Raw genomic sequence first — 22139 nt, 5'->3', positions numbered from 1 at the left:
TGGTGGCCGCTTAAAAGCGGCTCTTTTTTACTTTTCTGAGTCCCCTTCTAAGCGATCTCTTTCGTATTGTTCTTGTATATATTGTTTTATTGTTTCTTCATTAACGTTACCTACCGTTTCGCAATAGTATCCTCTTGCCCAAAAGTGACGATTATTTCTATCTCTATATTCTGGATGTCTGTCGAATATCATTAATGCACTCTTTCCTTTGATTCGACCTATTGTTTTTGATACATTTAACTTAGGCGGAATTGATACATACATATGTACATGTTCTGGAAGGGTCGCTGCTTTTAATATTGTTACTCCTTCCATTTTACATACTTTTCCTAATATCTCTCCTACATCTTTTCGTAACTTTCCAAACATCACTTTCCTTCTATATTTTGGAATAAATACAATATGGTACGTGCAATTATATCTACTATGTGCTAAACTTTGATTATCCATGGATACCTCCGTTGTTTTTTATGTGGTTTGCTAGACCCACATTCATTGTACAACGGAGGTTTTTAATTTGATACTACATTTATCGCCCCTTGCGTCCACGAGTCTCCCCAGCTCTGCTGGGGGTTTGAGATTGTTTCAATCACATTTATCAAAGAGAAATTCCCGACCGTTTGCACATCGATATCTGCAGAAATGCTCACCCAACTCAATCCTGTTTGTCATCATCATTTACCACCTCCCAGCAGGTTCTCCATTTCATCGGCTGCATCCGCAGAGCCGCTGTCCGAAGCAATGATCCGGCTTCGAGAGGACGGGGTCAGACCGAACTGCTCTGCGAACTTGTTCATGATCTTTAGATAAGTCTGGGCGATGGACACCTGCGGAATTGTCTGCCAGTACCCGGACGGGGTCTTGACGATGGTGCCGTGCTGGGTGCTAAACTCCTCCGCCTCTTTCCATCGGGCATACGCCTGACAGTAACCGGCAAAGGCAGCCATATCCACTTCGGTCAGGATGCCGATGGCTTCCATCTGTTTGGCCAGTCTGCGCCACTCTTTCTTTGCTTCCGGCTCCAGCCACTTCGGACAGGCCGGCGCTTTCTTGTTGGGCTTCGGTTCGCTGGTGTTCAGCGGATGCTTGCCCGGATTGCCTTCCAGTTCCTTCATGGCGGTCGGCTTTGGTTTTCTGCCTCTGGTAGCCATTGGCATCTCCTCCTTTCTGCAAAAATGGGTAAAGAAAAAGGACCTCCGAAGAAGTCCTTGAAATCTATATAAAACACATCGGATACGAGGCACATCCCCTTTTCGGGGCGTGTACCTTTTGGGTGCTGTTATGCGTTGGGGTTGGCTTCCTTCCAAGCCTCGTATTCATCGACCAGCTCCGCTTCCTCGATGACCTGCCAGACGCTGCAGCAGCGGCTTCTTTGCTGCTCGATCTCCGCTGCTGTCCAGTCTTCCGGCTTGCGGCTCATGTCGTGGTAGGCATCCATCTCCGCTTTCGTCCGGAAGAAAAGGATCTGCTTCAGCTTCAGCGTTTCCTCGTTGTTCCGCAGGCTGTACCGCCTGTCCTCTGCCGCCCTGCAAAGGCTTCCGAGGTCGTTGCAGCTGAGGGTCATATCCTGCTTGAAGGCGATCTCGATGCCGATCAGCTTCTTCTCGGTGTCGGCTTCCTGAATGTTCTTAAGGTAGGTTTTTGCTTTGTTCGTCATGGTCTGTATCCTCCGTGTGTTTTGTTTTCCGTAGGGCTTTTCCCTTCGTTGTGACTGTATATTACCGTCACTGCCGGATACTATCAAGCGGCTATGCTGCACGATCATACACACCTCTTTTTGTCGGATTTATGTGTATTTCCACACTGGAAGAATCCGCCACTACGAGCAAAAGCCCCCGAAGGAGCTCTGCCCTTTTTCAATGTGCGTTCTTGATGCACCATTCAATTGCGTGTCCTGCATCGGTGTAGGTCTCATCGGAAATCTTCAGAAGCTCCAGTCGGCACTCAATCGGTGACCAGCCTTCCTCTGGGTCTTCCACAAAGCCGTATACCGCTCCCTCCAGCATACCGTTCCAGTTCATCTGGGCAACCAGAACCCTGTCACCGAACTGCATGATGCTGTCGTAGCAAGGTCTGAGCCTGTCGTAGAAGTTCTCGATGCTGATGTTGTTTTCCGGGAAGTCAATCAAATGCTTTTTCATGGTAAAATCCTCCGTGTTTTCGTTTTTCCCTTGGGGCTTTCCCCTTTCGGTATGTGCATATTACCGTCAGGTGCAAAGGATAGCAAGCGGCTAAAGTACACGATCTTCCGCCCGGAATACCAAGCAGAATGTACATCACTCTGCATCCTGTTCCATGCGTTCCACAATGGTATCGTAGAAGAACTGCGGGTCATATGCCAGCGGTTCCCGTCCGGCTTCCTTATCCATCCTGATCTGGTCTTCCACCATATCCTCGGCATCCTCCAGCGTGAAGGCATCCTTATCGCTGTCGTCCATGTGGTTGTAGATTTCCACGATGACATCCATCATCCGTTCTTCCATGTGCTTCTCCTTCCTGGCGCATCCACGCCGCCACATCTGCCCCTGTCTGGGGCGTTGTCGGTTCACTCGGATTGTTTTGCCACCCGTGGCACAAGCCCCTTCGTGGGGCTGTGTCGGGGGCTGCCGGTTTATCTGCTCATCCGTCCCAGCAGGTAGGCTTCTTCCATTGCTTTCTGGATGCCCCAGACCGGAACCTCGATGAAGTCCTCGCTGTCATTGTCGCGGGCTTCGAGGTCGCCCCGGCTGTCTACCGCTGCCATCAGGCGCTTGGCGATCTCCAGCAGGGCTTTTTCCTCTTCCTTGGTGATGTTCTTCTTCATGGTATTTTCCTCCGTTTTTCTTGGTTTTCCGTTTCGGTATGTGCATATTACCGTCACTTCCACACACTATCAAGCGGCTATACTACACAAAGATTGGAAATCAGAACTGTGAGTATTACGGTAGAAGAAAAGGGCTGCCGTTTTCCGGCAAGCCCCATGTGTTTCTCTGGCTTAGTAGTCTTCTTCCTCGTCATAGTCCTCTTCGTCGTAGTCCTCTTCGTCCCAGTCATCTTCTTCCTCATCCCAGTCATCATCCTGGTCTTCTTCCTCATCCTTGAAGTCCCACATGTCTTCGGTCGGCTGGTTTCTAAGGTCTGGGTTCTGCTCGACATAGTCGGCAACCGCTCCGCAAAGGATGTCCAGAACCTTTTCGTAGGCTTCCTCGCTGTAGACTGCCCAGGCATCTGCAGTCAGCTTTGCGATTTTGTCGTTGCCCTTGACTCCAAGGAACCGCCCTGCAGGGTTGCAGGTTTCCTTGCCGTAGCCGATGCCCAGCTGGTCGCCGTCGTTGTAAAAGCGGTATCCGATGCGGCTCATTGCCCTTACCAGCTCCCCTGCGAGGCTGTCTGCCTTGCCCGTCTCCGGTACCAGTTCCCTGAAAAGTTTATTGATGCGTTCTTCGTTCTTCGTCATTGTCGTATCCTCCATTTTTGTTGTTTTCCCCTTTCGGTGACTGTATATTACCGTCACCTCGGAGCACTATCAAGCGGCTAAACTACACGATCATCAAGCCCTGTAATTGTCATATTTATGTGCTTTTCATGCCGGCTTTCGGAAGACAGACACGAGCAAAAGGCTGGTCATTTCCAGCCCCTTGCGCCTGTCGGTCTTGCCTTTAGCGGATGATTTCGAGGTAGCTTACATTGCCCCAGCAGTCCGTTCCCTTGAAGCGGATTCGCTTGTCGGTCTCCCTGTCGAGGGTGAATTTCCGCAGGAGCTTCATCTTCTGGATGCGGTTCAGAAGGTCTTTGCCGTTCTTCGCATCCTCAACAGCATCCCTGATCTCGACCACCGCGCTGTCGCTTCCGTACCAGAGGTTACTGAGTGCCTCCGGAATTCCGTTTGCAAGGTAAAGGTTGATTTTTGTGTAGGTCATCGTATTTTCCTCCTCTCAGAATGTCATCGTTTCCAGAATCTCATCCATGCCTGTCTCCCAGTCATGGCGGCTAAGTTCAATTTTGCTGTACATCTCTGCGCTGTCCGGCTCATCGAAAAGCCGGAAGCATTCTCTTGCCAGCTCCTCGCTGGTGTGCTGCTGGATTTCATCCGGCTGTCCATCCAGCCGTGTAAAGGTGATCTCGTAAGTGTAGCGTTCCATGTTCTTTGCCCCTTTCGTTTTGGTAGCTGTATATTACCGTCACTGCCCTGTGATAGCAAGGCCATAAAACGTCATATTATCAACGATCTTCGCCCCTCATGTTTGGTACATATATGACCCCTGATTGACTTGCTATATATGTGTTTCTGCGGCATTATACACACAACGAAAGCAAAGAAAGCCAAACCAAAAACGGAGGACAAAAACCATGAAAAAGACCATTACAGAAGTTGAAACCGCAATCGAAAACCGCATCGCAGAGCTTGAAGAAGAATACGAGCTGGACATTTACGACCGCAACGACATCCGGGAAGAAGAATACCAGAAAGCCGGATGGCGGCACGACCCTTTCCCAGAGGAGCTTGAGGAAGAGGACGAAGAAGAGGAAGAGGATTGGCACTACCACAGCATGGAGGAACGACTGAACGAGGTCGGCATGAGCAGGAGGGATTTCTTCTAAGGAATCCCCCAGAGGCTCCCCAGCAGAGGCTGGGGCTCTGCCTCGTATCCCCTGTTTGGGTTTGGTATGATACACAAAACCGCTGCCAGATGTTTGTGTACATTATGGCGGCGGTTCTCCTTGCTATTGTTGCTTTCCAGAGCTAATATACAGTAAACTGGAAGGGGGTTCTCATTCTTTTGAGGCCCCCATTTTCCGTCTAATCGGCTTCGCCCTGTATTGTCAGATGCATCAACCTGCGGTTATGCGCTCTGGCTTTCTTTTTCAGGTCCCTTTTCCATCTGCGGATGGTCACCGCCCTGCAGTGGTTTCTTGACCATTCGTATTCATCCAGAATGTATCTGCCGCCGTGTTCCCTCTCGCCATAAGCAGGCATCTTTCTGTGTCCCATAGGCTCCTCCTGTTAAACCAAGCCCTCCCGGTCTTTTCTGGCCGAGAGGGTATTTTTTCTAATTGTGGTATCTTATTCCGGCTTCGTTCCGTCATCCATCTGGATAACTGCCATCTGCCCGAACATGCTGACGAATGCCTCCGGCACCCAGAAGCGTTCCCTGAATTTCCGGATCAGGTCTTGGGGCAGCTCTGCGAAATCTTCCTCGCCCAACCCGCAGATGAAGAAGTTCCCCTTGATGGGCTGCTCCAGCTCCGGAATGTACCGGCTGAACGGCTTCTCAGTGAACATCCCATTGTCGTCCGTTACCAGTGCCACGGCATCCGCTTCCCAAGGGTACGTGGCTGTGATGCAGTCGCAGTCGAGGATGCGGTAGAACTCTTTCAGGGAGTTTTCAATGTCCACCACCTGCGGATGCTCCATCGGCTTGATCAGAAGAACCTTCATTCGACCCAGCCCCCTTTCACGATTGCCCAGTCTGCAAGATGCATCTTCTGCTGTCTGCCCCATGCGATACTTTCCAACGCTTCCTCAGTTCCGCAGCGGTTGCAAATCTGGATGTCCGCCCTTCGGCTGAGTGCCTGTTGCTGATGGTCGTAGCAGTCAGGCTTTGCTCCGCACCTGGGGCAACGTGGGCCGGTCTGTCGCGTTTTACCAAGGCGGTCGAGCGACACCTTGACCTCGGCATCCGTTGCCACACGGTGGCAACTGTCCGCGCCGTAGGCAACGTTCAGATGGCTTCCGGTATCCCAGCTCACTAAGACGTTTCCAGCATCATCGACCCCGTTGCAGATTCCCTGTGTTCCGATGGGCGGTGCCTGCCTGTCATCCATCTCATCGAGGACGATCCTGCATCCAACCGGAAACTCTTTTCTCAGCTTCTCGACCGTTTTCTTATCTGCGAAATTCATGCCTGCACCTCCTCGATCATCCGCTGGGCGGCATCCTTATCCATGCATTCCTTCAGCGCACCTTCGAGGATGTGCATCGGGAAGTGGAATGCCTTGTAGCCGTCATGCAGAACTTTGTAGTAATACCGGCTCGGTGCGCGGTGTCCGAAGTCGTTCTCCATGATGTAGACCATTGCGGTCACCATCTCCGGCTCTGCCCCTTCCCGGAGCAGTTCAATGTTCAGGTCTTCCTTGCGGTAGTAGTTCGGGTAGCCCTCATAGAGGTCGAGGTTTCCTTCGTCCCTCTCGGAAATCTCCCACACCAGAACCGGTGTGTTCTTCTTCGGGTTCGGTGCGATGGTGGCGCAGCCGCGGAACAAAAGCTCCCAGCCGGCCAGCACCGCCTGCCCTGCAATTTTTGCATCCGGGCATCGGTCTGCCATCTGCTCCACCGACAGGTTGCTGCCGTAGGCGATGTAATATTTCTTGTTCTTCATTTGAATCTCTCCCTTCGGTTTTCTCCGCTCTTGTCTGGCGGTATGGTATATATCACTCTTTTGCCCTGATTTATCAAGGCCGATGAGCATCATATACTGCACAATGTTTTTTGCTTTTGACCGTGTACTTTTACACCATCCGCAGTTTCCTCAGATACCGGATTGCTTCCGTTCTTCCGATGCTGGCGGAAAGCCCTCGCTTCAGTGTGTCCAGCGGGAACTCCCAGTCGCTGTAGCCGCCACAAAGCAAATCGAAATACTCGATATCCGGGCAACCAAGCTGCCGCTCCTCGTGCATCACATAGGCCATGCAGGTCTTCGGCTTCTTCATGCGGTTGCCGCTCATGTTCCAGACTGGAAGCTGGAACTGCTTCTTGTAGTAGTACCGTGGGAAACCCTCATACCGATCCAGCAGAAGCTCATCGTATTCCGAGAGTTTCCAGACCACAGCCGGTACGCTTTCGTTGGCATCCTGCTCGATGGTAGCGTAGCTTCCGGTCTTGCTCTTTTTGAACAGGAGCCGGTAGCCGTAGATCTCAGTCACACCGACCGGTACTGCGTATGGGCATCTCCGTCCCATCCGTTCCATGTCGAGGTTGCTTCCGTAGGCAAGGTAGAACTTCGATGGTGTCCGACTGATGAGTTCAAACCGCTCATTCATCCGAAGCACCGTCCTCCCTGCCCATAAATTCCACACCCTGAAAATCTTCCTTTTCAAGTTCAATCTGGCTGTCCTGCCACCAGTCCTCCGCCATGCGCTCGGCTTCCTGGACGGTCGGCTCTTTCATTTCGGATTCATACACCGTGATGGTTCTCTGGTAGGTTTCGGTGATGGTCACCTTGAATGCCCTTCCCATCTGGGTGATTTCATTTTTTACCGTGCTTTTTTTCATAATCCTGCACCTCCTTCTACCACCTCAAGGGCGGTTGCCCGCCCAAAAGGTGCCCGTGCATTCCGGCTTATTTGTTCCGCCAGGATGCGTTGCCCTCCATGTTCCGCAGAAGGATTTCCCTTGCCGTTGCAAATTCCTCACCGATGAATCCCAGCCTCAGCATCCAGCACCGCATTGCGTATTTGTCGTTGTCGGTCTGCTGGGCTCTTGGGCTTGCCGTTCTGACCATCTTGGCAAGCTGGCTCATCGCAAGGCAAAGCTGGATGTAGGCTTTCATCTCACCGGCATGCAGTCCGTTGCGCTTGCCGTCCGCAGGGTCTGCGAATTGGAAAAGCCGGAATTCAATGGTCCCCTTTGTGAAGGTGGCATGCAGGTTCAGCATATGGTATCGGCTTGAATTGTAGTGGGCATTCCGGTTTTCCCAGCTGGAACCGTTGCCTTCGTACCAGATGTCTGCCAGCCGGTTCATGGTGGTCGGCTTCTCTCGGTTCAGCCGTTCAAGGAAGCGGTGGTTGACCACCTGACAATAGTGTCCGGTGCGTCCGGCATCGATGCGGATGGCTCTGCCAATCTGCCGCTCATGTGCCGCCATGATGTTGACCAGATTCCGCAGGGTCTTTGCGGTGTGGTCGCCCACACCTATGTGAATGTGAACACCGCAGCCGCGGCTCGGTCCGCTTTTCCCGCCTGCCTTGCGGAGCAGCCGGATGATGTCCTGCAGGGTTTCGATGTCTTCGTAGATAAGGATCGGAGTGACCAGTTCGCATTTCTCTGCATCCGGTCCGTAGATGCTCACATCCTTCTGGAATTTCCAAACTCTGCCCTGCGGGTCTTTACAAGCCCAGCTGGAATATCCGTATTCTCTGTCCGCGTACCATGCTCTGGTTCCGAAGTATTCGGCTACCTTCTTGGCAGCTTTTTCTCTGGTGATGTTGTTCATCTCGATCTCGACCCCGATGGTCTGCTTCTTCATGGCTTCAATCTGCTCTCTTGTCTTATCGTTCATGGTATGTTCTCCTTTGGCTTTTTCCTTGTTTTCCCTTTCGGTATGTGCATATTACCGTCAGGTGCGGATAATAGCAAGGATATAAAAGAACATATATTCGACAAATATGAGGTGGAATGATCGTGTACATTTCTGCAGTTTATCCGCTTGATAATGTACATTTTCAGAGTTAATATCGGTACAATGGAAGAGGGTGTCGCATATTTTCCGGCCCCCATTGGGGGCTTGGGAGCTTACGCTCCCGCCTCCAGCATCTGCGCCGTGTCTGCCCCACAGTCGGGCTGTGTCGGCTGGGCTGCATCCGGTGCGACCGTTTCCCCTGTGGCAGGATTGCCGTTCTGTGCGGCTTGTTTCGCGGCTTTCAGGGCATCCCGCTTTGCCTTTTCCCTTGCAAGGAACTTCTGTGCTTCCTCATCCGTGCGGAAAGCCGCATGGCCGGAAAGGTTCTCCATGAGGATCTTGCGTGTTTCCTTGAAATCCGGACCGTTCATGCCCAGCCGTAGGAGCCATGTGCGGAGTGCGTATTTCTCATTCTCATCGTTGACATCCTTTGCCTGGATGCGCTTCTGGCTGATAGCCTGCTGGTTCATCAGCACCGCCAGCTGTGCAAAAGCCGTCAGATGTTCGTGGTCCGGTGCAGTCGGGAAGCCGGTGAAGGTAACCTTCTCGGTGGTGATCTTCAAGCCTTCCAGTGCAGCACCATGTTCAGTCTCATAGTCGCTGACCGCGTTGATGAAGTTCATGATGGCAAAGGTGCAGCTATCGTCCTTCAGCTTCTCGACCAGCCCCTCTTCCACATGGAAGTGTCCGCCAGTCGCCTTGCCGATGAGCTTGCCGCGGCTGTAAAGAAGGTTGACCAGGTTGCGGAGAGTCACACCATTGTGCTGGCTGACCGGGAATGCAAGTTCCAAGTCCAGCGGCACTTCTCCCGGCTGGTCTTCTGCTTCTGATTGCTCCTCGCTTTCCGGCCCCTCTGCATCCGGCTCATCCTCTGCCGCATTATCCGGCTCCGATGCTTCCTCGGATTCGGCTTCCGCAAGCTCGTTTTCCTCTGCGGTATCTGCATCTTCGGATTCCTGCTCGTCCGGAGCTTCCGGCTCTGCTTCGGTATCCTCAGTCACAGGCTCCTCTTCCAAATGGTCGGTCGGCTCTGTGTCCTCCAACTGGTCATCCATGCTCTCAATGCTCTCGCCGCCGCGGATCAGTCCCTCATTCAGCAGGGTCGTCAACAGTTCGGCATCTGCATTCTCAGGCTCGACCAGAAGGTTGCCATTCCGGTCGATTGTGTAGCTCCCAATGTCGTAGGAGTACAGAGGTGCTTTGGTATAGTAAGGGTGAATGCCGGTCAGTTCCTCCATGCGTTTTGCGAGGGTCTTGCGCTCGGCTACGTTCAGTTTAAATTTCAACATGATTCATCGCTCCTTCTCGTTCATTTTTTGCGTCCCGATGTTCTTTTCGGTAGCACATATATCACTCTAAACCGGATGAATAGCAAGGCCATTTCCCGATATTCTTCATGTTCGACCATTTACACAAGGGACTGCGAAACCTGTTGTGTAAATAGGACCAATATGTAAGCCCACCATATCACCAGGTCGCTTTCTACCTAGTATAACTCGATTTTAATAAGTTTACATTATTATCCTGAAAACCAAGGGAAACGTGCGCCCAAAGCACGGACACGTAAGCCAAGAAATCAGATTACTACCAATGCTTAAATTGTAAGCTTATTTAAATCGAGTTATACTAGTAATATAGCGGGCCAGTTTATTCTTCCAGACCTGCGCACCATGCGATGCCGGCCAGAACAAAGAATGCGTTGGCTAAGCATATGCCATTACCCCAGATACGGTACTCTGCCGAATCCGTGTAAGGGTCAGCCAGCCATTTCCGGATCTGCTTCTCCGTTTTCGGCTTCTTGGCATGGGTCACGATCTTGCGGTGCGTTTCAAACACATCCGCCCAGAACGCCAGCTCTTCTTCGGTCGGGTTTTCCGTTCCAAGATCCCTGCACCACCAGTCCGGGAAGCCCTGCAGTCTGGCACACTCGGTCGGTGTCAGACGGCGGACGGTATAGGTCACAGGTGTCGGCTGTGCTTCCGGATTGTCGATGACCAGACGGTCATTGAAAGCATCCTGCCCGTTGAAGCCGCTGGGATGCGCCCCGGCTGCTACCGTTCCCATGACACCCTCGTTCAGATGCGGCACCGGTGCGATGGTGGTCGGGTCTTTGTAATCCCGTGCCATCAAGGTCGGTGCGACTTCTTTTGCCACCTGCATATAAGAGCCGGTGGTCATGGCATACACATCCTCCGGTGCGCAGACTGCATGGCGGTCAGTGGCATCCAGTGTAAAGCAGACATCCTCATTGACGCCATCCCCCTGCGGACCGTTCTCATCCTTGCGGCCGATCATGTTGCCCTGCAGAACGAAGGTCTGCATCTGATCACTCCGGGTCGCCATCAAAGCTCCGGACTTGCCATGCAGGTCGATCAGCTCATTGCGCTGGTTCACATGGAACGCAGTCACATCTTCCGGCTGTGCCACAAAGGTCTGCTGCTTCATCCCCGGCTCTGCTGCCAGTGCCGCTGACTTCTCTCCCAGATCCCGGACTTCATCCCTCTGGTTCTGGGTAAAGGCGACAGCTGGCGCACCGCCGTGTGTACACGACAGTGTCGGTGCCACCTGCTCGTCCACCGTACAGTTCGACTTACCGCCACCCTGATCCACACAAACTACAGGTTCGCAGATACACAGTCCTCCCTGATTGCAGGTCGGGTCACCACCGCTGCGGTCCAGTGTCCGGGAAGTTTCGGCCTCATAAAAACCGCTGTGCGGATTATCGGACATCATGGAGTGGCTGGCTTTGGAGCAGACACCATAGCATTTCGGAACGAACAGTGTCTGGTCGTTGTTGCAGCCGAGGGTGGCTGACTTTTCTTCCTGCCAGATGGCTCCCTTGCCGCCACCCTCGCAACCGGAGCGGATCTTCAGTGTGACTGCCGGGGAGTTTTCAACTTCTTTCACCGGACTTTCCACTGAATTTTCAACAGCGTCCATGACCATCGGGACATTACCGCCGCCCGTACCACACCGGCTTGTCAGTGTCTGCACCTTACCGTCCTCGGAAATCTTCACCCGGCTGTCAGCAGGATGATTTTCCAGTGCGATGGCGGCAGGCACAACACCAGCCCGGAGGGTCGGTGAGCGTTCCTCCTCGTATCCGATGCTTCTGGCATCTGCCGAATGCTCGGTACAGAAACCGGCAGCTTCCAGAACACACGGCTGATGCCCATGCTCCTCTGCCCGGAGGGTTCCGGTCACATCCTGGGAAACATCCATCTGCTTACCGCCCTGGTCGTTCAGACAGATCCGTCCTCCTGCTCCGCTGAAGCCTGCCTCTCCAGTGCCGCTTTCAGCACCGGCGGCAGCTCTTTGCCACGCACGGAAGCCCTCCGCAGAATACCGAGACACGCCTTCGGACTCAAATAGTACCTTTGGGGCACTCTGGTCTGCAAAATCTGCGACAAGGTAGATACGTTTTCTTCTTTGGGGAACGCCCCACCATTGTGCATCAAGAACTCGATACGCGACGCTCCATCCGTCTCCCACGTAGTAGTCAGCGTCGGGCCATCCTTTCTTCTCAGGCGCAGGCACCGAGGCGGCCGGTTCTTTAACACCGATGACAGCTTCGAGGACTGCTTTGAAGTCCTGTCCTTTGTTTGAGGAGAAGGCCCCTGGCACATTCTCCCAGACGATAAATCTTGGTTTTTCTCCATTGGTCTTACACCTCATTTCCTTCACGATTCGGATTGCTTCATAAAACAGGCTGGACCGTGAACCATCCAGACCATCTCTCTTACCGGCGATGGACATATCCTGACAGGGACTGCCAAAGGTGATGATGTCTACAGGAGGCAGGTCTGCACCGCTGATGGCGGATACATCTCCGTAATGCTTCACCTGCGGCAGACGCTTCGTCGTGACCCGGATGGCAAACGGCTCGATCTCGCTGCTCCACACCGGAGTGATCTGCCCGGTCAAAAGCCCACCCAATGGAAAACCCCCGGAGCCATCAAAGAGGCTGCCGAGGGTCAAGGTCTTATTCTGTTCTGTGCTCATGCGGAAGCCTCCTCTCCGAGCATCTGCTCATTTGCTTTCCGGTAAAAATCTCTGGATACTTCAAATCCGTAACTGTTGCGCCCAAGTTCTCTTGCTGCTCTCAGCGTGGAGCCGCTGCCGGCGCAGGGGTCAATGACCACATCGCCCTCATCTGTAAAGGTCTCGATCAGTCGTTTCAGCACAGAGATCGGTTTCTGGGAGGGATGGATCTTCGGATATTCCTTGCCATCCCGCTTCCAGCCAAACCAGTTGAAGATCATGTGGGGCTTTCCATCCTCACCGAGATTACGGAACTTCGGGAGCTTTCCCCGGTACAGTACCAGAGCGTACTCCGTTGCACCCACGATCTTCATGTTGGCTTTTAAGACCTGCGGACTGTAGTCCTTGCAGAACACCAGAGGGATATAATTCTTGAAGCCGTATTTCTCTGCTTCGGTGAGCACCTTCGGGATCTGCTGGAACGCACAGAACACGATCATGCACGGCGCATCCTTCTCGCCCGTGCCGGGTTCTTTCTTCAGCAGTCGGTTGCAGAAATGGAAATACTCTGCAATGTTGAAGGTGAAGTCGGTATTGAATGCCGCTTTCCTTGCCTTGCTGCTCTCCCCGTTTTTGTTGTCGCCATCCACATACCAGTCCGGCCGGCTGGCGTAGAAATCCGTACCGATGTTGTACGGAATGTCTGCGATTACCAGCTGCGCCTTGGGGATGTTGTAGGACTTGAAGTTCTGGAAGTTGTCGTGGATGAGGACGCATTTCACATTACTCATTGGCGACCTCCCCAGAAAAACAAAATGTGCCACAAACCGCAAAGTCTGCAAAGCGCATACATTTTTCCGTAACCTGTTTTCTTATCCACTCTGGAGCATCGGCCACATCGTTATACCGACCATAATCTCCAAACATACACCGCATACCAACATTTCGAGCTTGTACCGCTTCCTCAAAAGTCAGGTAATATCCAAGATGGATATCATGCTGACTTGCTTTGATTCTTGCACGGTATTTATTTCTTGGAGGATAAAAGCTCACGCCCGATACACCTGAAGTATTGTTTCTCTGCAAGGGCTGATTGCACTGGTTCTGCTGGTGAGTACATACACGAAGATTGCACTTCCGATTATCCAGCGTGTCCAGACTGATATGATCGACCTCGTAACCCGCAGGTACATTTGGAAAAATATACCGGTGCAGGTAGGTTCCGTTATGGGTAGTGATATAAAGTCGATGGCTATCATCTTCATTTAGATTACGATACCAGTTCGTGTCTCTAATTTTCTCGAAGTCTTCTGCATCAAACAGAAACCGAGTTCCATCATGAAGCCAGCCATATCCCGTTTTTCCATCATCGGAAAATGTGTATTTCACATTACTCATTGGCAACCTCACTTTCCGGCTCAAAGGTTGCCACCTCATCGAACTTCAACTTCTGACCATCTCGGATGACATACACATCATCGTAGTGACCTTCCTTAAATTGGACGTACCGCTTAACCGCCACATCTACAAACTTCGGTTCCAGCTCCACACCATAGCAGATTCGATCAATCTGTTCACAGGCAATCAGGGTAGATGCACTGCCGAGGAAGCCATCCAGCACAATGCCATTGGTCATGGTGGACTGCTTGATCAGATAGGCAATCAATGGAACCGGCTTACTAGAGGGATGACCGAAACCGTCCTCTTTTGAATTCTTGATGCCATCAAATTCAAACACATTGGTCTGCTTCTGGTCGCCGTACCAGCGGTGACGGCCATCCTTGCGCCATCCAAAGATGATCGGTTCGGAGTTGAACTTCCAGTCAGTACGCATCAGCGGCGCACGTGGCTTCTTCCAAATCAGTCCGGCTCCCACCTTGAAGCCCGCATCCTCGAAAGCATCGTAAAACACACGGGCTTTCATCGTGGCGTAGAATTCATAGATGGAAGCGTCCAGTGCCATCGCATTTTTGAAGTTGGCGTAGACCTTCATCAAAAACTCATAAGCGGACTTGTCATCCAGATCATCATTCTTGATACTGCCAGAAGCATTCTCCAACTTCACGAAGTAAGGTGCATCCGTACAAACCAGATTGACCTTGGTATCGCCCAGCAGATTCTTGTATGCTTCCGGGTCAGTGGAATCTCCGCAGATAACCGTGTGCTTACCAAGATGCCAGATATCCCCGGTCTTGGAAAAGCACGGCTGCTTCAGCTCGGATTCCACATCGAAGTCATCTTCCTTGACCTCTTTGCTGTGTACCTTGTTGAACAGCGTCTCGATCTCAGGCGGATCAAAACCTGTCTTGCCAAGGTCAAAGTTGGAATCTTCGATGTCTTTGAGCAGGTCAGCCAGCAGGGAATCATCCCACGCACCCGTGATCTTATTGAGCGCAATGTTCAGGGCTTTCTCCCTGGTCTTGTCGATGTCCACCACCGCGCAAGGCACTTCGGTGTAGCCCAGCTCCATCGCTACGGTCAATCTCTGGTGGCCGCCGATGATCGTCATGTCGGCATTGACTACCAAAGGATCTGCGAAACCGAACTCCGTAATGGAGTTCTTGATCTTCTCGTACTCTTTATCCCCCGGCTTCAGCTTCTTCCGGGGATTGTATGCGGCCGGCTTGAGTACGGACACCGGCAGCATCTTCAGTTTAGCAGTCGCTTTCATGTAGACTCCTCCTAATTCAGATTCCCATGCGTATGACCCCGGAGAATGGCACGAAAAAGGAGCCGAACAAAAAGCCCGACTCCATCTCATCTCCATCTTCCTGCGGCCGTTCAGCCATCTCACACCATTCCGGGTTTTCCCCGTTCACAGATGCCAGCACCTTTTCTTCCGCATCGTCAATCGCATGTACACAGATACCCCCGGTGTTGAACAACGGATACACACCGATAATCTTACTCATCCTGCTTCTCCCCTTTCATCCCATATCGATAATCCCAGTAACAATTCAGACTGCAAAACTTCCGCTGCCGTTTGCCTTCATCTACGGCACGGAACTCCCGCCCACAGTTTTTACAGACCTCTAACCGGAACGGCTTATGTTTCCTGTAAAATTCCTCCCGGCAATCCTGAGAACAGAACCGTCTCAAGCCGCTGTTTCCTCTCTGCACGAGAATCCGTCCACACACCGGGCATCGGCGTTCGCCTGAACCATCCGGCGGCTGCAGCTGGCAGCTTCCCGTTTCCGGCAGCCCCAGCTCCCGGCAGTAATCCGTGACCTGCTCCAAAGACAGCCCGGTGTTTTCTGTGATCTCTGAACACTCAAACCCGGCAAGCCGCTGGCTTCGGACTTCTTCTCTTTCCGGGCGATACTCATAGCCCTCAAATACACAGTCCAGCCGGACACCGTTCTTTACCACATCACGCTCTATGTTCAGCGGTCCTTCCATCTGTATCGCCCTCCTTCCAGCGTCCTTTGTTTGCACAGGCACGGCTGCAATATTTTCGTTCCAGACCATACTGGTGCCGGTAGGAAAACTCCCTGCCGCACACCGGACAGATCTTTGACCGCACGGTCTTCCAGTTCTCTGGTTTCGGGTGGGTGTTGTTCCACCGTGACCGGCATTCCGGTGAGCAGAACTTCCGTGGTCTGCCTTTATGGTTTGGTACGATTGCCGTACCGCACTGAGGGCAGAAGGAAAAAGCCATGTCCCTGATCATCTCAGCCGTGTAATCTTCCATCTGCCCTCACCTCACTCTCATTTTTCGCCGTTTCTTCGGCGGTTTCTTAGAAAAATCTCATAATTCATGCGAAAAGCGGCGAAGTGGAAATCGGCACTGCCCCGCCAAGTTGGATCGTTGTTGCGGCGGCCGATTCCCGCTCGCCCCTGCTCCTCCCGGAACAAGCTAAAATGTGCGAAAGCTCCCTGTTTACGAGAGGTTTCACACACTTTGGTTCATTTCGGGGAAAAAGAATAGCACCGGAACGAAAGCTTCGATGCCTGTACATTTTCCTGTTTCATTTTGCGCCGTTAATCCTCTGACCCCCGGCCTATCAATTTTGCGCTTTTTCACAGAAAAGGGGCCACCGGTCTCCGTGTGACTTCACCGTAGAGAAGTGACCCCGGCCCCGGTGGGGCTGTCAGTAGGTGTAGGTCGGGTTGATGTCTTCGGTCAGCGTCTTCTTATCGTGACAGCTCTTGCACAGCGACTGCCAGTTGTTCTGATCCCAGAAAAGTTTCTGGTCACCACGGTGCGGAACGATGTGATCCACCACCGTTGCCCGGACGTACTTGCCCTGCTTGGCACACTGCACACAGAGCGGATGCGCTTCCAGGTACGACTTTCTTGCTTTCTGCCACCGTCTGTTGTATCCACGCTTCGCTGCCGGGCGGGTGACTTCTGGATGGAGAGCCAGGTGCTTCTCACAGTAGAGCCGGCCGACTTCCACCAGCTCCGGGCAGCCGGGATGACGGCACGGTGTCTTTGGTCTGTACGGCATGGGTCAGTCCTCCCACGGAAGACCAGCCTTGCCGAAGTGACCGTAAGCACTGACCTTGTTGTAATCTACATCCAGCAGTCCCAGCCGCTTGATGATACCCTGCGGGGTCAGGTCATAGCTGTCATGGACGTAGGCTTCGATGAAGTCAAGGGACTGGTGCGCCGTACCGAAACACTCCACCGACACACCGACTGGCTGTACCACGCCGATGGCGTAAGCCAGCTGGACTTCGCACTTGTCTGCGTAGCCCGCCTGCACGATGTCTTTGGCGATCTTCCGAGCCATGTATGCTGCGGAGCGGTCCACCTTGGTAGGGTCTTTGCCACTCAATGCACCGCCACCCATTCGTCCAATGCCGCCGTAGGTATCACATGCCAGCTTGCGTCCGGTCACACCACAGTCAGCGTAACTGCCGCCCAGCACAAAACGGCCGGTAGGATTGACCAGCTTCGTAAAGTCACCGTCCAGACCGTACTCGCAGGCGGCCAGCACCATCATGGATTCGATGATGTGGCGGAAATCGCTGACCTCCACATCCAGGCTGTGCTGCACTGAACAGAGGAAGGTGGTGATACGACCAGTGTCGTAATCGTAGCTTACCTGCGCCTTGGCATCTGCACGGAACATCTTAGACGGATGTGCCTTGAGAAGCTGTAGGAACTTGGTAGCGACCATGTACGGGATCGGCATCTGCTCTGCCGTTTCGTTGGTGGCGTAGCCATACATGATTCCCTGGTCACCGGCACCGCCTTTGTCCACACCGAGCGCAATATCCGGGGACTGCTTGTCCACCAGAATGCCTATGCGGAGAAGCTCGGTCAGGTTCCACCCCAGCTTTTCGGTGCCGATGCGGTTGAACACATCGTGGACGATCTGATTGTAGTTTGGCCGGTAGTCGGTGGTGACCTCACCGGCAATAAAAAGCTGGCTCTTTTTCAGCAGACACTCGATTGCCACACGGGCGTTCTTGTCATGCTGAAGAATATCGGTCACGATGGCATCTGCGATCTGGTCACAGATTTTATCGGGATGGCCATTGCTGACCTGTTCACAGGTGATAATCTTACTCATGGGTTTCGTCCTCCTCACTTCCATCAGGATTCAGCTTGACCGTCCGGTCACAGCATTCACAGCGGTACTTTGCCTCAAAGCCTTCCTGACCAGGTTTGAGGAGGATCTTCATCTCCCTGCCGCATTTGCCGCACTTATGACGGTTCACCAGCTGGGCTTCGATTTTCAAATCGCCTTCCACAAGGTCGATCGGGTAACAGCCCACGCCATCCTTGAGTTTCACCACAGCCAGCCCAGTAGGCCAGTTCGTGTCGCGGCTGTCGCAGCAGACAGGCTCATCGTCTGCATTCACTTCCACCAGCATAACTGCCATGTTCTCCGGGATCGGCATCACCTGCTGGATCTCCGCACCCTCGAAGTGTTTCTCAACATTTTCAAAGAGGTCCTTGTCATTTGCTCGCTGTCCCAAATCGATTCTAAAATTGCTCATCATTTTAGATATCCTCCAATCCAAGCTGTACCTTTACAGCTCTTTCTATTTCATTTACCTGCACTTCATCCGTGCAGCTGCACAGTTTCCTGTGCAGTCTCCACTTCGGAATTGCTGTGATCTGTTCTGCCAGAACAACAGAATCCTCATCCAGCAGATCACGAATAATGCAGTGCGTCGGCAGTTCGATTCTCTTCATCTGACTGGTCAGCGGGATCACAGTGACCACATCGGAATTCTTATTTGCCATATCATTGCTGATGACCAGTACCGGACGACTGCCCTCCTGCACCGAAGTGCCTGTATTCTCCCTCAAATGTGCGTACCAGATATCCATCCGCTTTGGCGGCTGAATTCTGGTGACATCAGGAAGCGACTTCTTACGTATTTTTACAGGTCGGTTCTTTCTGCCCATCTTATCCTCCCCCTTCCGGGCATAAAAATAGCCCTGGGGGAATTGATCCTCCAAGGCTTCTGCTCTCCCGGATTTCCTCCGGGCCTATTTTCATGGTACTAGCATAGCACACTTTGTCCGCCATGTCGTCCACGATTTTACTCATTCGCTCCGGCCATTCTCGTCTGGCCTTTTTTCATGCTCCCATCATAACACACTCCTGCCATAAAGTCGTCCACGATTTTACTCATCTCCCAAATCCATAAAATACAAAAACAGAACCGCCAAACAAAAAAATCGAGGCTCCTTTCGGAGCCCCGTGAATCAATCCTTGCCATAGAGCCGTGTAACCAGCTTGTCCAGCGCACGGTTCTTTTTGTTATAAGCTGAGGAACGCTCAATACCAAAGTGGTCGCAGATCAGATTCACATCGCTACTTTCCGTCTGATAGAAACATTCCAGAACATACTTGTCATCTTCCGTCAGACCATCCCACGCTGGCTGGAACCAGTCCATGTACTCGACCGCCTGCCGATACCGTTCTTTCAGAATATCAATTTTCTCAATGCCATCCAGAATCCTCTCCTCTCCCGCCTGCGGATTGTGGGCGTGCGGCATACCATCCATGTTCGGACTTCCCACACCCACCATTCGGTCACTCTCAACCGTAATCTCATCTTTTGTATTACGGATAATGAACTGCATATTATCGTAATCACCGATAGCCTTAATTGCTGCCGCTCTCTTATCCAGATACTTCCACATAATGCTCATCTTGCATACCTCCGATTTTTTATTCCACTCGGATTGGCATGTTTTGTCTTTGTTTGTCATCGTTTCCCGTTTTATGCTGCTTCAACTTCTTTTCTGATACGGGCCATCAGATACTCACCGTCAACATCCGTCAACACCCCAAACCATGCTGACCGGAAAAAGCTCTCCAAACGGTCAACTGTGTGTTTTGTCTCTTGTCCGCCGGGATGCCGCATCTGTCTGCGGAGTGCGACCCGGTAGTCCTTCGCTGCCGAAATAATAATCGCATTGGCCAGATTCTCATATGATTCAAATTCACTTGCCATCTTCTTATCCTCCTAAATTTGCTTTTACTGCATCGATCAGCTCCTCCTGTGTCGCATCCTTACCTTTGAGCACTCGGAGAATCCTCTCATCTATAGTGCCAGATGTGATGATATGATTTATAACCACTGTCTGAGAATTTTGTCCCTGCCGCCATAATCTTCCGTTGGTCTGCTGGTAAAGTTCCAGCGACCATGTAATTCCAAACCAGATGATGCAGTTTCCGCCGCTCTGAAGATTCAGACCATGGCCGGCAGAAGCCGGGTGGATCAGACCAACGGGGAGCTGACCGGAGTTCCACCGTTTAATGCTCTCGCCGCTGTCTATCTTGTCATACTCGATCTTCTTCTCATCCAGTCTTTTCCTGATCCGTTCCAGATCATGCTGGTACCAGTACGCTACCAGAACCGGTTTTCCATTGGCTGCCTCGATCAGGTCTTCCAGTGCATCCAGCTTCTTCTCATGAAACTGCATCACCTTTTTGTCATCGGTATAGATTGCACCATTCGCCAGCTGGGAAAGTTTTCCGCAGAGAGCAGCTGCATTTGCTGCGGTGATCTCGTTTTCTTCCCCCATGTTCAGCACCAATTCTTTTCTCAGCTCATCATATTTTTTCTTTTCCTTTTCATCCATCGTGACCATGCACTCAGTCATGATCTTTTCCGGCATCAGTAAGTAATCCGTAGACTTCATGGAAATGGTCATGTCAGAAATCTTTTTATAGATTTCCTCCTCAGCAAACGGGAGTGGCTTGTAGGAATAGACCACTGCTCCGTTCATCTTGTCCGGCTTGAAGTAGTCGCTTCTATACCTCGTAATGAATCTTCCCAGCCGCTTTCCCTTATCCAGCAGCTTATACTCAGCAAAGAGATCCATTAAGCCGTTGGATGCAGGTGTGCCTGTCAGACCTACTGTTCTTTTTATCTTCGGTCTTAATTTCATCAACCCCTTAAACCTCTTACTGTCTGAATTCTTAAAAGAACTCAGCTCATCCACCACGAGCATGTCAAAATCCAGAACGGCTCCGCTTTTTTCTACCAGCCATGCCACATTCTCACGGTTTATCACATACACGTCCGCACTTCTCATAAGCGCGATCTTCCTCTCCTGCTCGGTCCCGACAACCACGCTTACCCTCAAATCCGACAAATGCTCCCACTTTCCGACCTCCGCGATCCACTGATCTCGCGCCACTCTAAGCGGTGCCACCACCAGCACCTTTCTCACCAGAAAGAAGTCATAGACCAAATCGAAAATCGCCGTCAGTGCAATTGCTGTTTTGCCAAGTCCCATATCCAACAATACAGCTGCCTCTTCGTGGGTCTCTATGAAATCCACACAGTACCTCTGGTACTCGTGCATATTCTCCCTCTTTAACTTTTCCAATCTTCTATCTCCCTCATCAATTCCTGAATTCCCTGTTCGCTGTCCACAACCCGGACACGGAACCCCAATTCCCTTATTTTCCGCATCTGTACCTCCTGCAGCTTCCTTGGCTTCTCGCCCTCTTTCTTCAGCTCCACGAAAATCACCAGACCACCAGGGAGTAAAAGGATGCGGTCTGGCACACCAGAAACAGATGACAAGAACTTAAAACACATTCCTCTTTGCTTTTCTGTTTCTTTTTTTAATTTCTGTTCAATCTCCCTTTCCCTCATTTGCTTTTTTCTCCTTTCTCGCCTTCTCAGCCAGAATGAATCCGGCATGATCTGCTGTGACTTCGTCCACTATCTTTTTTCCTTTGTATTCACTCATCTTCCTTCCACCACAGATTACGCAGCCATTATGGAAATAAACTTTTTTTCCTCCGCAACTTTTGTACTTCACTCCCCATTCATCCTGTCTCCACTCCCTCTTCAGAAAACTTCTCTTTCTTCCAGCACGGTTTCGCATCTCCCGATCACGCTCCACTGCTGCCGGAATATTACCCTCCATAATGCCGGCACAGATACAGCCGACATTCACTTCCTCAAAATAGTCCGGATTGCCCATGACGTGCAGGAATCGGACGCGCTCGCAGCCGCAAAGCTCGCAGGTTGCCAAACCAGCCCCATCATCCCAGTCATCCTCATCTCCCTTTACATCCACTACACTCTCACAGTACCAGCCTTCCAATGGAGCACCCCACTCTTTTAACTGCTTGGTACAACGATTCTGATAAGTGTCCTCCCGCATTTTTCTCGTTCCTTTCTCTATTTTTCGCATTTCTCGTACTTTCGTCATTTTTTATTTCATCTGGAACAGAAACACAACTACAACAACTTTTTCTATATACCCTATATGCGCTTATATGCGTATTACACAGGCTTCTATTTTCTCTTTTTACCAAAACACTCTATATAGAAAAAGTTGTTCCT

Annotated in this window: 34 protein-coding genes; 1 reads left to right on the top strand and 33 read right to left on the bottom strand. The window is 51.7% G+C overall.

Annotation, left to right across the window (positions count from 1 at the left end):
- Positions 1–27: 27 nt before the first annotated feature.
- The 9 genes from tnpA to LA360_RS25635 all read right to left on the bottom strand — a co-directional run bounded on the left by tnpA (position 28) and on the right by LA360_RS25635 (position 4121).
- Positions 28–450, bottom strand: coding sequence for an IS200/IS605 family transposase (tnpA, locus tag LA360_RS25675; protein WP_112483384.1), 423 nt, complete (start codon positions 448–450; stop codon positions 28–30).
- A gap of 224 nt (positions 451–674) precedes the next feature.
- On the bottom strand, positions 675–1151 hold the full coding sequence (locus LA360_RS25670; protein WP_112483386.1) for a phage terminase small subunit P27 family: 477 nt from the start codon (positions 1149–1151) through the stop codon (positions 675–677).
- A gap of 128 nt (positions 1152–1279) precedes the next feature.
- Positions 1280–1657, bottom strand: a complete 378-nt coding sequence (locus LA360_RS25665) for a hypothetical protein (protein ID WP_112483388.1) — start codon at positions 1655–1657, stop codon at positions 1280–1282.
- 199 nt (positions 1658–1856) lie between these two features.
- Entirely contained in the window at positions 1857–2141 is a 285-nt protein-coding gene (locus LA360_RS25660) for an Nmad4 family putative nucleotide modification protein (RefSeq protein WP_112483390.1), read from the bottom strand.
- A 135-nt stretch (positions 2142–2276) separates the two neighbouring features.
- Complete coding sequence (locus tag LA360_RS25655) at positions 2277–2483, bottom strand: hypothetical protein (protein WP_112483392.1); 207 nt, start codon at positions 2481–2483, stop codon at positions 2277–2279.
- Positions 2484–2611: 128 nt separating this feature from the next.
- Positions 2612–2803, bottom strand: a complete 192-nt coding sequence (locus tag LA360_RS25650; RefSeq protein WP_112483394.1) for a DUF6900 domain-containing protein — start codon at positions 2801–2803, stop codon at positions 2612–2614.
- Positions 2804–2974: 171 nt separating this feature from the next.
- A complete protein-coding gene (locus LA360_RS25645; RefSeq protein ID WP_112483396.1) occupies positions 2975–3436 on the bottom strand; it encodes a hypothetical protein in 462 nt (153 codons plus the stop codon).
- 202 nt (positions 3437–3638) lie between these two features.
- Positions 3639–3899 (bottom strand): hypothetical protein, encoded by a 261-nt coding sequence (locus tag LA360_RS25640; protein WP_112483398.1) that lies wholly within the window; start codon positions 3897–3899, stop codon positions 3639–3641.
- 15 nt (positions 3900–3914) lie between these two features.
- Complete coding sequence (locus LA360_RS25635) at positions 3915–4121, bottom strand: hypothetical protein (RefSeq protein WP_112483400.1); 207 nt, start codon at positions 4119–4121, stop codon at positions 3915–3917.
- Between the two features lie 208 nt (positions 4122–4329).
- On the opposite strand from LA360_RS25635, the gene LA360_RS25630 reads away from it, so the two are divergent.
- The gene (locus tag LA360_RS25630) at positions 4330–4581 is read left to right on the top strand and encodes a hypothetical protein (RefSeq protein WP_112483402.1); all 252 of its coding nucleotides are present in this window, start codon (positions 4330–4332) and stop codon (positions 4579–4581) included.
- Between the two features lie 199 nt (positions 4582–4780).
- On the opposite strand, the gene LA360_RS25625 is transcribed toward LA360_RS25630, so the two are convergent.
- The 24 genes from LA360_RS25625 to LA360_RS25510 all read right to left on the bottom strand — a co-directional run bounded on the left by LA360_RS25625 (position 4781) and on the right by LA360_RS25510 (position 21987).
- A complete protein-coding gene (locus tag LA360_RS25625) occupies positions 4781–4972 on the bottom strand; it encodes a hypothetical protein (RefSeq protein ID WP_112483404.1) in 192 nt (63 codons plus the stop codon).
- Positions 4973–5044: 72 nt separating this feature from the next.
- The gene (locus tag LA360_RS25620; protein ID WP_160116385.1) at positions 5045–5419 is read right to left on the bottom strand and encodes a DUF3846 domain-containing protein; all 375 of its coding nucleotides are present in this window, start codon (positions 5417–5419) and stop codon (positions 5045–5047) included.
- The gene (locus LA360_RS30120) at positions 5416–5883 is read right to left on the bottom strand and encodes a DUF4314 domain-containing protein (protein ID WP_112483408.1); all 468 of its coding nucleotides are present in this window, start codon (positions 5881–5883) and stop codon (positions 5416–5418) included. The genes LA360_RS25620 and LA360_RS30120 overlap by 4 nt, the downstream gene beginning before the upstream one ends.
- Complete coding sequence (locus tag LA360_RS25610; RefSeq protein ID WP_160116386.1) at positions 5880–6359, bottom strand: gamma-glutamylcyclotransferase family protein; 480 nt, start codon at positions 6357–6359, stop codon at positions 5880–5882. The genes LA360_RS30120 and LA360_RS25610 overlap by 4 nt, the downstream gene beginning before the upstream one ends.
- Before the next feature lie 130 nt (positions 6360–6489).
- The gene (locus tag LA360_RS25605) at positions 6490–7020 is read right to left on the bottom strand and encodes a gamma-glutamylcyclotransferase family protein (RefSeq protein ID WP_112483412.1); all 531 of its coding nucleotides are present in this window, start codon (positions 7018–7020) and stop codon (positions 6490–6492) included.
- Positions 7013–7252, bottom strand: coding sequence for a DpnD/PcfM family protein (locus LA360_RS25600; protein ID WP_112483414.1), 240 nt, complete (start codon positions 7250–7252; stop codon positions 7013–7015). Before LA360_RS25600 ends, LA360_RS25605 begins: the two co-directional genes overlap by 8 nt.
- A 67-nt stretch (positions 7253–7319) precedes the next feature.
- Positions 7320–8258 carry an amidoligase family protein gene (locus LA360_RS25595; protein WP_112483416.1) on the bottom strand — a complete coding sequence of 313 codons (939 nt, stop codon included), beginning with the start codon at positions 8256–8258 and terminating at the stop codon, positions 7320–7322.
- A gap of 233 nt (positions 8259–8491) precedes the next feature.
- Positions 8492–9667 (bottom strand): hypothetical protein, encoded by a 1176-nt coding sequence (locus LA360_RS25590; protein ID WP_112483418.1) that lies wholly within the window; start codon positions 9665–9667, stop codon positions 8492–8494.
- A 358-nt stretch (positions 9668–10025) separates the two neighbouring features.
- Positions 10026–12380 carry a DNA cytosine methyltransferase gene (locus tag LA360_RS25585; RefSeq protein ID WP_112483420.1) on the bottom strand — a complete coding sequence of 785 codons (2355 nt, stop codon included), beginning with the start codon at positions 12378–12380 and terminating at the stop codon, positions 10026–10028.
- Positions 12377–13150 (bottom strand): DNA-methyltransferase, encoded by a 774-nt coding sequence (locus tag LA360_RS25580; protein WP_112483422.1) that lies wholly within the window; start codon positions 13148–13150, stop codon positions 12377–12379. Before LA360_RS25580 ends, LA360_RS25585 begins: the two co-directional genes overlap by 4 nt.
- Complete coding sequence (locus LA360_RS25575) at positions 13143–13757, bottom strand: HNH endonuclease (protein ID WP_112483424.1); 615 nt, start codon at positions 13755–13757, stop codon at positions 13143–13145. The genes LA360_RS25580 and LA360_RS25575 overlap by 8 nt, the downstream gene beginning before the upstream one ends.
- Positions 13750–15030, bottom strand: a complete 1281-nt coding sequence (locus tag LA360_RS25570) for a site-specific DNA-methyltransferase (RefSeq protein WP_174713936.1) — start codon at positions 15028–15030, stop codon at positions 13750–13752. The genes LA360_RS25575 and LA360_RS25570 overlap by 8 nt, the downstream gene beginning before the upstream one ends.
- A 16-nt stretch (positions 15031–15046) precedes the next feature.
- Positions 15047–15271 (bottom strand): hypothetical protein, encoded by a 225-nt coding sequence (locus LA360_RS25565; RefSeq protein WP_112483426.1) that lies wholly within the window; start codon positions 15269–15271, stop codon positions 15047–15049.
- Entirely contained in the window at positions 15264–15758 is a 495-nt protein-coding gene (locus tag LA360_RS25560) for a hypothetical protein (RefSeq protein ID WP_112483429.1), read from the bottom strand. Before LA360_RS25560 ends, LA360_RS25565 begins: the two co-directional genes overlap by 8 nt.
- The gene (locus tag LA360_RS25555; RefSeq protein WP_112483431.1) at positions 15730–16050 is read right to left on the bottom strand and encodes a DUF2256 domain-containing protein; all 321 of its coding nucleotides are present in this window, start codon (positions 16048–16050) and stop codon (positions 15730–15732) included. The genes LA360_RS25560 and LA360_RS25555 overlap by 29 nt, the downstream gene beginning before the upstream one ends.
- 400 nt (positions 16051–16450) lie before the next feature.
- Positions 16451–16810 carry an HNH endonuclease gene (locus LA360_RS25550; RefSeq protein ID WP_112483433.1) on the bottom strand — a complete coding sequence of 120 codons (360 nt, stop codon included), beginning with the start codon at positions 16808–16810 and terminating at the stop codon, positions 16451–16453.
- Positions 16811–16813: 3 nt separating this feature from the next.
- Entirely contained in the window at positions 16814–17899 is a 1086-nt protein-coding gene (gene metK / locus LA360_RS25545; RefSeq protein ID WP_225537703.1) for a methionine adenosyltransferase, read from the bottom strand.
- Positions 17874–18314: a hypothetical protein gene (locus tag LA360_RS25540; protein ID WP_112483437.1), complete on the bottom strand. Its 441-nt coding sequence runs from the start codon at positions 18312–18314 to the stop codon at positions 17874–17876. The genes metK and LA360_RS25540 overlap by 26 nt, the downstream gene beginning before the upstream one ends.
- Before the next feature lies 1 nt (position 18315).
- Positions 18316–18780, bottom strand: coding sequence for a type II toxin-antitoxin system PemK/MazF family toxin (locus tag LA360_RS25535; RefSeq protein WP_225537702.1), 465 nt, complete (start codon positions 18778–18780; stop codon positions 18316–18318).
- Positions 18781–19029: 249 nt separating this feature from the next.
- The gene (locus tag LA360_RS25530; RefSeq protein WP_112483439.1) at positions 19030–19479 is read right to left on the bottom strand and encodes a hypothetical protein; all 450 of its coding nucleotides are present in this window, start codon (positions 19477–19479) and stop codon (positions 19030–19032) included.
- Positions 19480–19550: 71 nt separating this feature from the next.
- Positions 19551–19784: a hypothetical protein gene (locus LA360_RS25525; protein WP_112483441.1), complete on the bottom strand. Its 234-nt coding sequence runs from the start codon at positions 19782–19784 to the stop codon at positions 19551–19553.
- A 4-nt stretch (positions 19785–19788) separates the two neighbouring features.
- Positions 19789–21144: a DEAD/DEAH box helicase gene (locus LA360_RS25520; protein ID WP_112483558.1), complete on the bottom strand. Its 1356-nt coding sequence runs from the start codon at positions 21142–21144 to the stop codon at positions 19789–19791.
- Positions 21145–21155: 11 nt separating this feature from the next.
- Positions 21156–21440: a VRR-NUC domain-containing protein gene (locus LA360_RS25515; protein ID WP_112483443.1), complete on the bottom strand. Its 285-nt coding sequence runs from the start codon at positions 21438–21440 to the stop codon at positions 21156–21158.
- Positions 21421–21987, bottom strand: coding sequence for a hypothetical protein (locus LA360_RS25510; protein ID WP_207657901.1), 567 nt, complete (start codon positions 21985–21987; stop codon positions 21421–21423). Before LA360_RS25510 ends, LA360_RS25515 begins: the two co-directional genes overlap by 20 nt.
- Between the last annotated feature and the right edge of the window lie 152 nt (positions 21988–22139).

It is taken from the genome of Enterocloster clostridioformis (assembly GCF_020297485.1).
In the GTDB taxonomy this organism is placed as follows: Bacteria; Bacillota; Clostridia; order Lachnospirales; family Lachnospiraceae; genus Enterocloster; species Enterocloster clostridioformis.
The sequence above is the reverse complement of the archived record's forward strand: the minus strand, read 5'-3'. Positions and strand labels throughout refer to the sequence as shown.

What these genes read in the sequence shown, in the direction of transcription:
- LA360_RS25625 (WP_112483404.1), bottom strand. Translation starts at nt 4,972, where the DNA reads ATGGGACACAGAAAGATGCCTGCTTATGGCGAGAGGGAACACGGCGGC.
- LA360_RS25570 (WP_174713936.1), bottom strand. Translation starts at nt 15,030, where the DNA reads ATGAAAGCGACTGCTAAACTGAAGATGCTGCCGGTGTCCGTACTCAAG.
- LA360_RS25580 (WP_112483422.1), bottom strand. Translation starts at nt 13,150, where the DNA reads ATGAGTAATGTGAAATGCGTCCTCATCCACGACAACTTCCAGAACTTC.
- LA360_RS25645 (WP_112483396.1), bottom strand. Translation starts at nt 3,436, where the DNA reads ATGACGAAGAACGAAGAACGCATCAATAAACTTTTCAGGGAACTGGTA.
- LA360_RS30120 (WP_112483408.1), bottom strand. Translation starts at nt 5,883, where the DNA reads ATGAATTTCGCAGATAAGAAAACGGTCGAGAAGCTGAGAAAAGAGTTT.
- LA360_RS25585 (WP_112483420.1), bottom strand. Translation starts at nt 12,380, where the DNA reads ATGAGCACAGAACAGAATAAGACCTTGACCCTCGGCAGCCTCTTTGAT.
- LA360_RS25655 (WP_112483392.1), bottom strand. Translation starts at nt 2,483, where the DNA reads ATGGAAGAACGGATGATGGATGTCATCGTGGAAATCTACAACCACATG.
- LA360_RS25565 (WP_112483426.1), bottom strand. Translation starts at nt 15,271, where the DNA reads ATGAGTAAGATTATCGGTGTGTATCCGTTGTTCAACACCGGGGGTATC.
- LA360_RS25665 (WP_112483388.1), bottom strand. Translation starts at nt 1,657, where the DNA reads ATGACGAACAAAGCAAAAACCTACCTTAAGAACATTCAGGAAGCCGAC.
- LA360_RS25610 (WP_160116386.1), bottom strand. Translation starts at nt 6,359, where the DNA reads ATGAAGAACAAGAAATATTACATCGCCTACGGCAGCAACCTGTCGGTG.
- LA360_RS25525 (WP_112483441.1), bottom strand. Translation starts at nt 19,784, where the DNA reads ATGGCAAGTGAATTTGAATCATATGAGAATCTGGCCAATGCGATTATT.
- LA360_RS25650 (WP_112483394.1), bottom strand. Translation starts at nt 2,803, where the DNA reads ATGAAGAAGAACATCACCAAGGAAGAGGAAAAAGCCCTGCTGGAGATC.
- LA360_RS25520 (WP_112483558.1), bottom strand. Translation starts at nt 21,144, where the DNA reads ATGCACGAGTACCAGAGGTACTGTGTGGATTTCATAGAGACCCACGAA.
- LA360_RS25670 (WP_112483386.1), bottom strand. Translation starts at nt 1,151, where the DNA reads ATGGCTACCAGAGGCAGAAAACCAAAGCCGACCGCCATGAAGGAACTG.
- LA360_RS25600 (WP_112483414.1), bottom strand. Translation starts at nt 7,252, where the DNA reads ATGAAAAAAAGCACGGTAAAAAATGAAATCACCCAGATGGGAAGGGCA.
- LA360_RS25620 (WP_160116385.1), bottom strand. Translation starts at nt 5,419, where the DNA reads ATGAAGGTTCTTCTGATCAAGCCGATGGAGCATCCGCAGGTGGTGGAC.
- tnpA (WP_112483384.1), bottom strand. Translation starts at nt 450, where the DNA reads ATGGATAATCAAAGTTTAGCACATAGTAGATATAATTGCACGTACCAT.
- LA360_RS25530 (WP_112483439.1), bottom strand. Translation starts at nt 19,479, where the DNA reads ATGAGCATTATGTGGAAGTATCTGGATAAGAGAGCGGCAGCAATTAAG.
- LA360_RS25555 (WP_112483431.1), bottom strand. Translation starts at nt 16,050, where the DNA reads ATGGAAGATTACACGGCTGAGATGATCAGGGACATGGCTTTTTCCTTC.
- LA360_RS25595 (WP_112483416.1), bottom strand. Translation starts at nt 8,258, where the DNA reads ATGAACGATAAGACAAGAGAGCAGATTGAAGCCATGAAGAAGCAGACC.
- LA360_RS25635 (WP_112483400.1), bottom strand. Translation starts at nt 4,121, where the DNA reads ATGGAACGCTACACTTACGAGATCACCTTTACACGGCTGGATGGACAG.
- LA360_RS25605 (WP_112483412.1), bottom strand. Translation starts at nt 7,020, where the DNA reads ATGAATGAGCGGTTTGAACTCATCAGTCGGACACCATCGAAGTTCTAC.
- LA360_RS25540 (WP_112483437.1), bottom strand. Translation starts at nt 18,314, where the DNA reads ATGATGAGCAATTTTAGAATCGATTTGGGACAGCGAGCAAATGACAAG.
- LA360_RS25510 (WP_207657901.1), bottom strand. Translation starts at nt 21,987, where the DNA reads ATGCGAAAAATAGAGAAAGGAACGAGAAAAATGCGGGAGGACACTTAT.
- LA360_RS25575 (WP_112483424.1), bottom strand. Translation starts at nt 13,757, where the DNA reads ATGAGTAATGTGAAATACACATTTTCCGATGATGGAAAAACGGGATAT.
- LA360_RS25640 (WP_112483398.1), bottom strand. Translation starts at nt 3,899, where the DNA reads ATGACCTACACAAAAATCAACCTTTACCTTGCAAACGGAATTCCGGAG.
- LA360_RS25630 (WP_112483402.1), top strand. Translation starts at nt 4,330, where the DNA reads ATGAAAAAGACCATTACAGAAGTTGAAACCGCAATCGAAAACCGCATC.
- LA360_RS25590 (WP_112483418.1), bottom strand. Translation starts at nt 9,667, where the DNA reads ATGTTGAAATTTAAACTGAACGTAGCCGAGCGCAAGACCCTCGCAAAA.
- LA360_RS25660 (WP_112483390.1), bottom strand. Translation starts at nt 2,141, where the DNA reads ATGAAAAAGCATTTGATTGACTTCCCGGAAAACAACATCAGCATCGAG.
- LA360_RS25515 (WP_112483443.1), bottom strand. Translation starts at nt 21,440, where the DNA reads ATGAGGGAAAGGGAGATTGAACAGAAATTAAAAAAAGAAACAGAAAAG.
- LA360_RS25560 (WP_112483429.1), bottom strand. Translation starts at nt 15,758, where the DNA reads ATGGAAGGACCGCTGAACATAGAGCGTGATGTGGTAAAGAACGGTGTC.
- LA360_RS25550 (WP_112483433.1), bottom strand. Translation starts at nt 16,810, where the DNA reads ATGCCGTACAGACCAAAGACACCGTGCCGTCATCCCGGCTGCCCGGAG.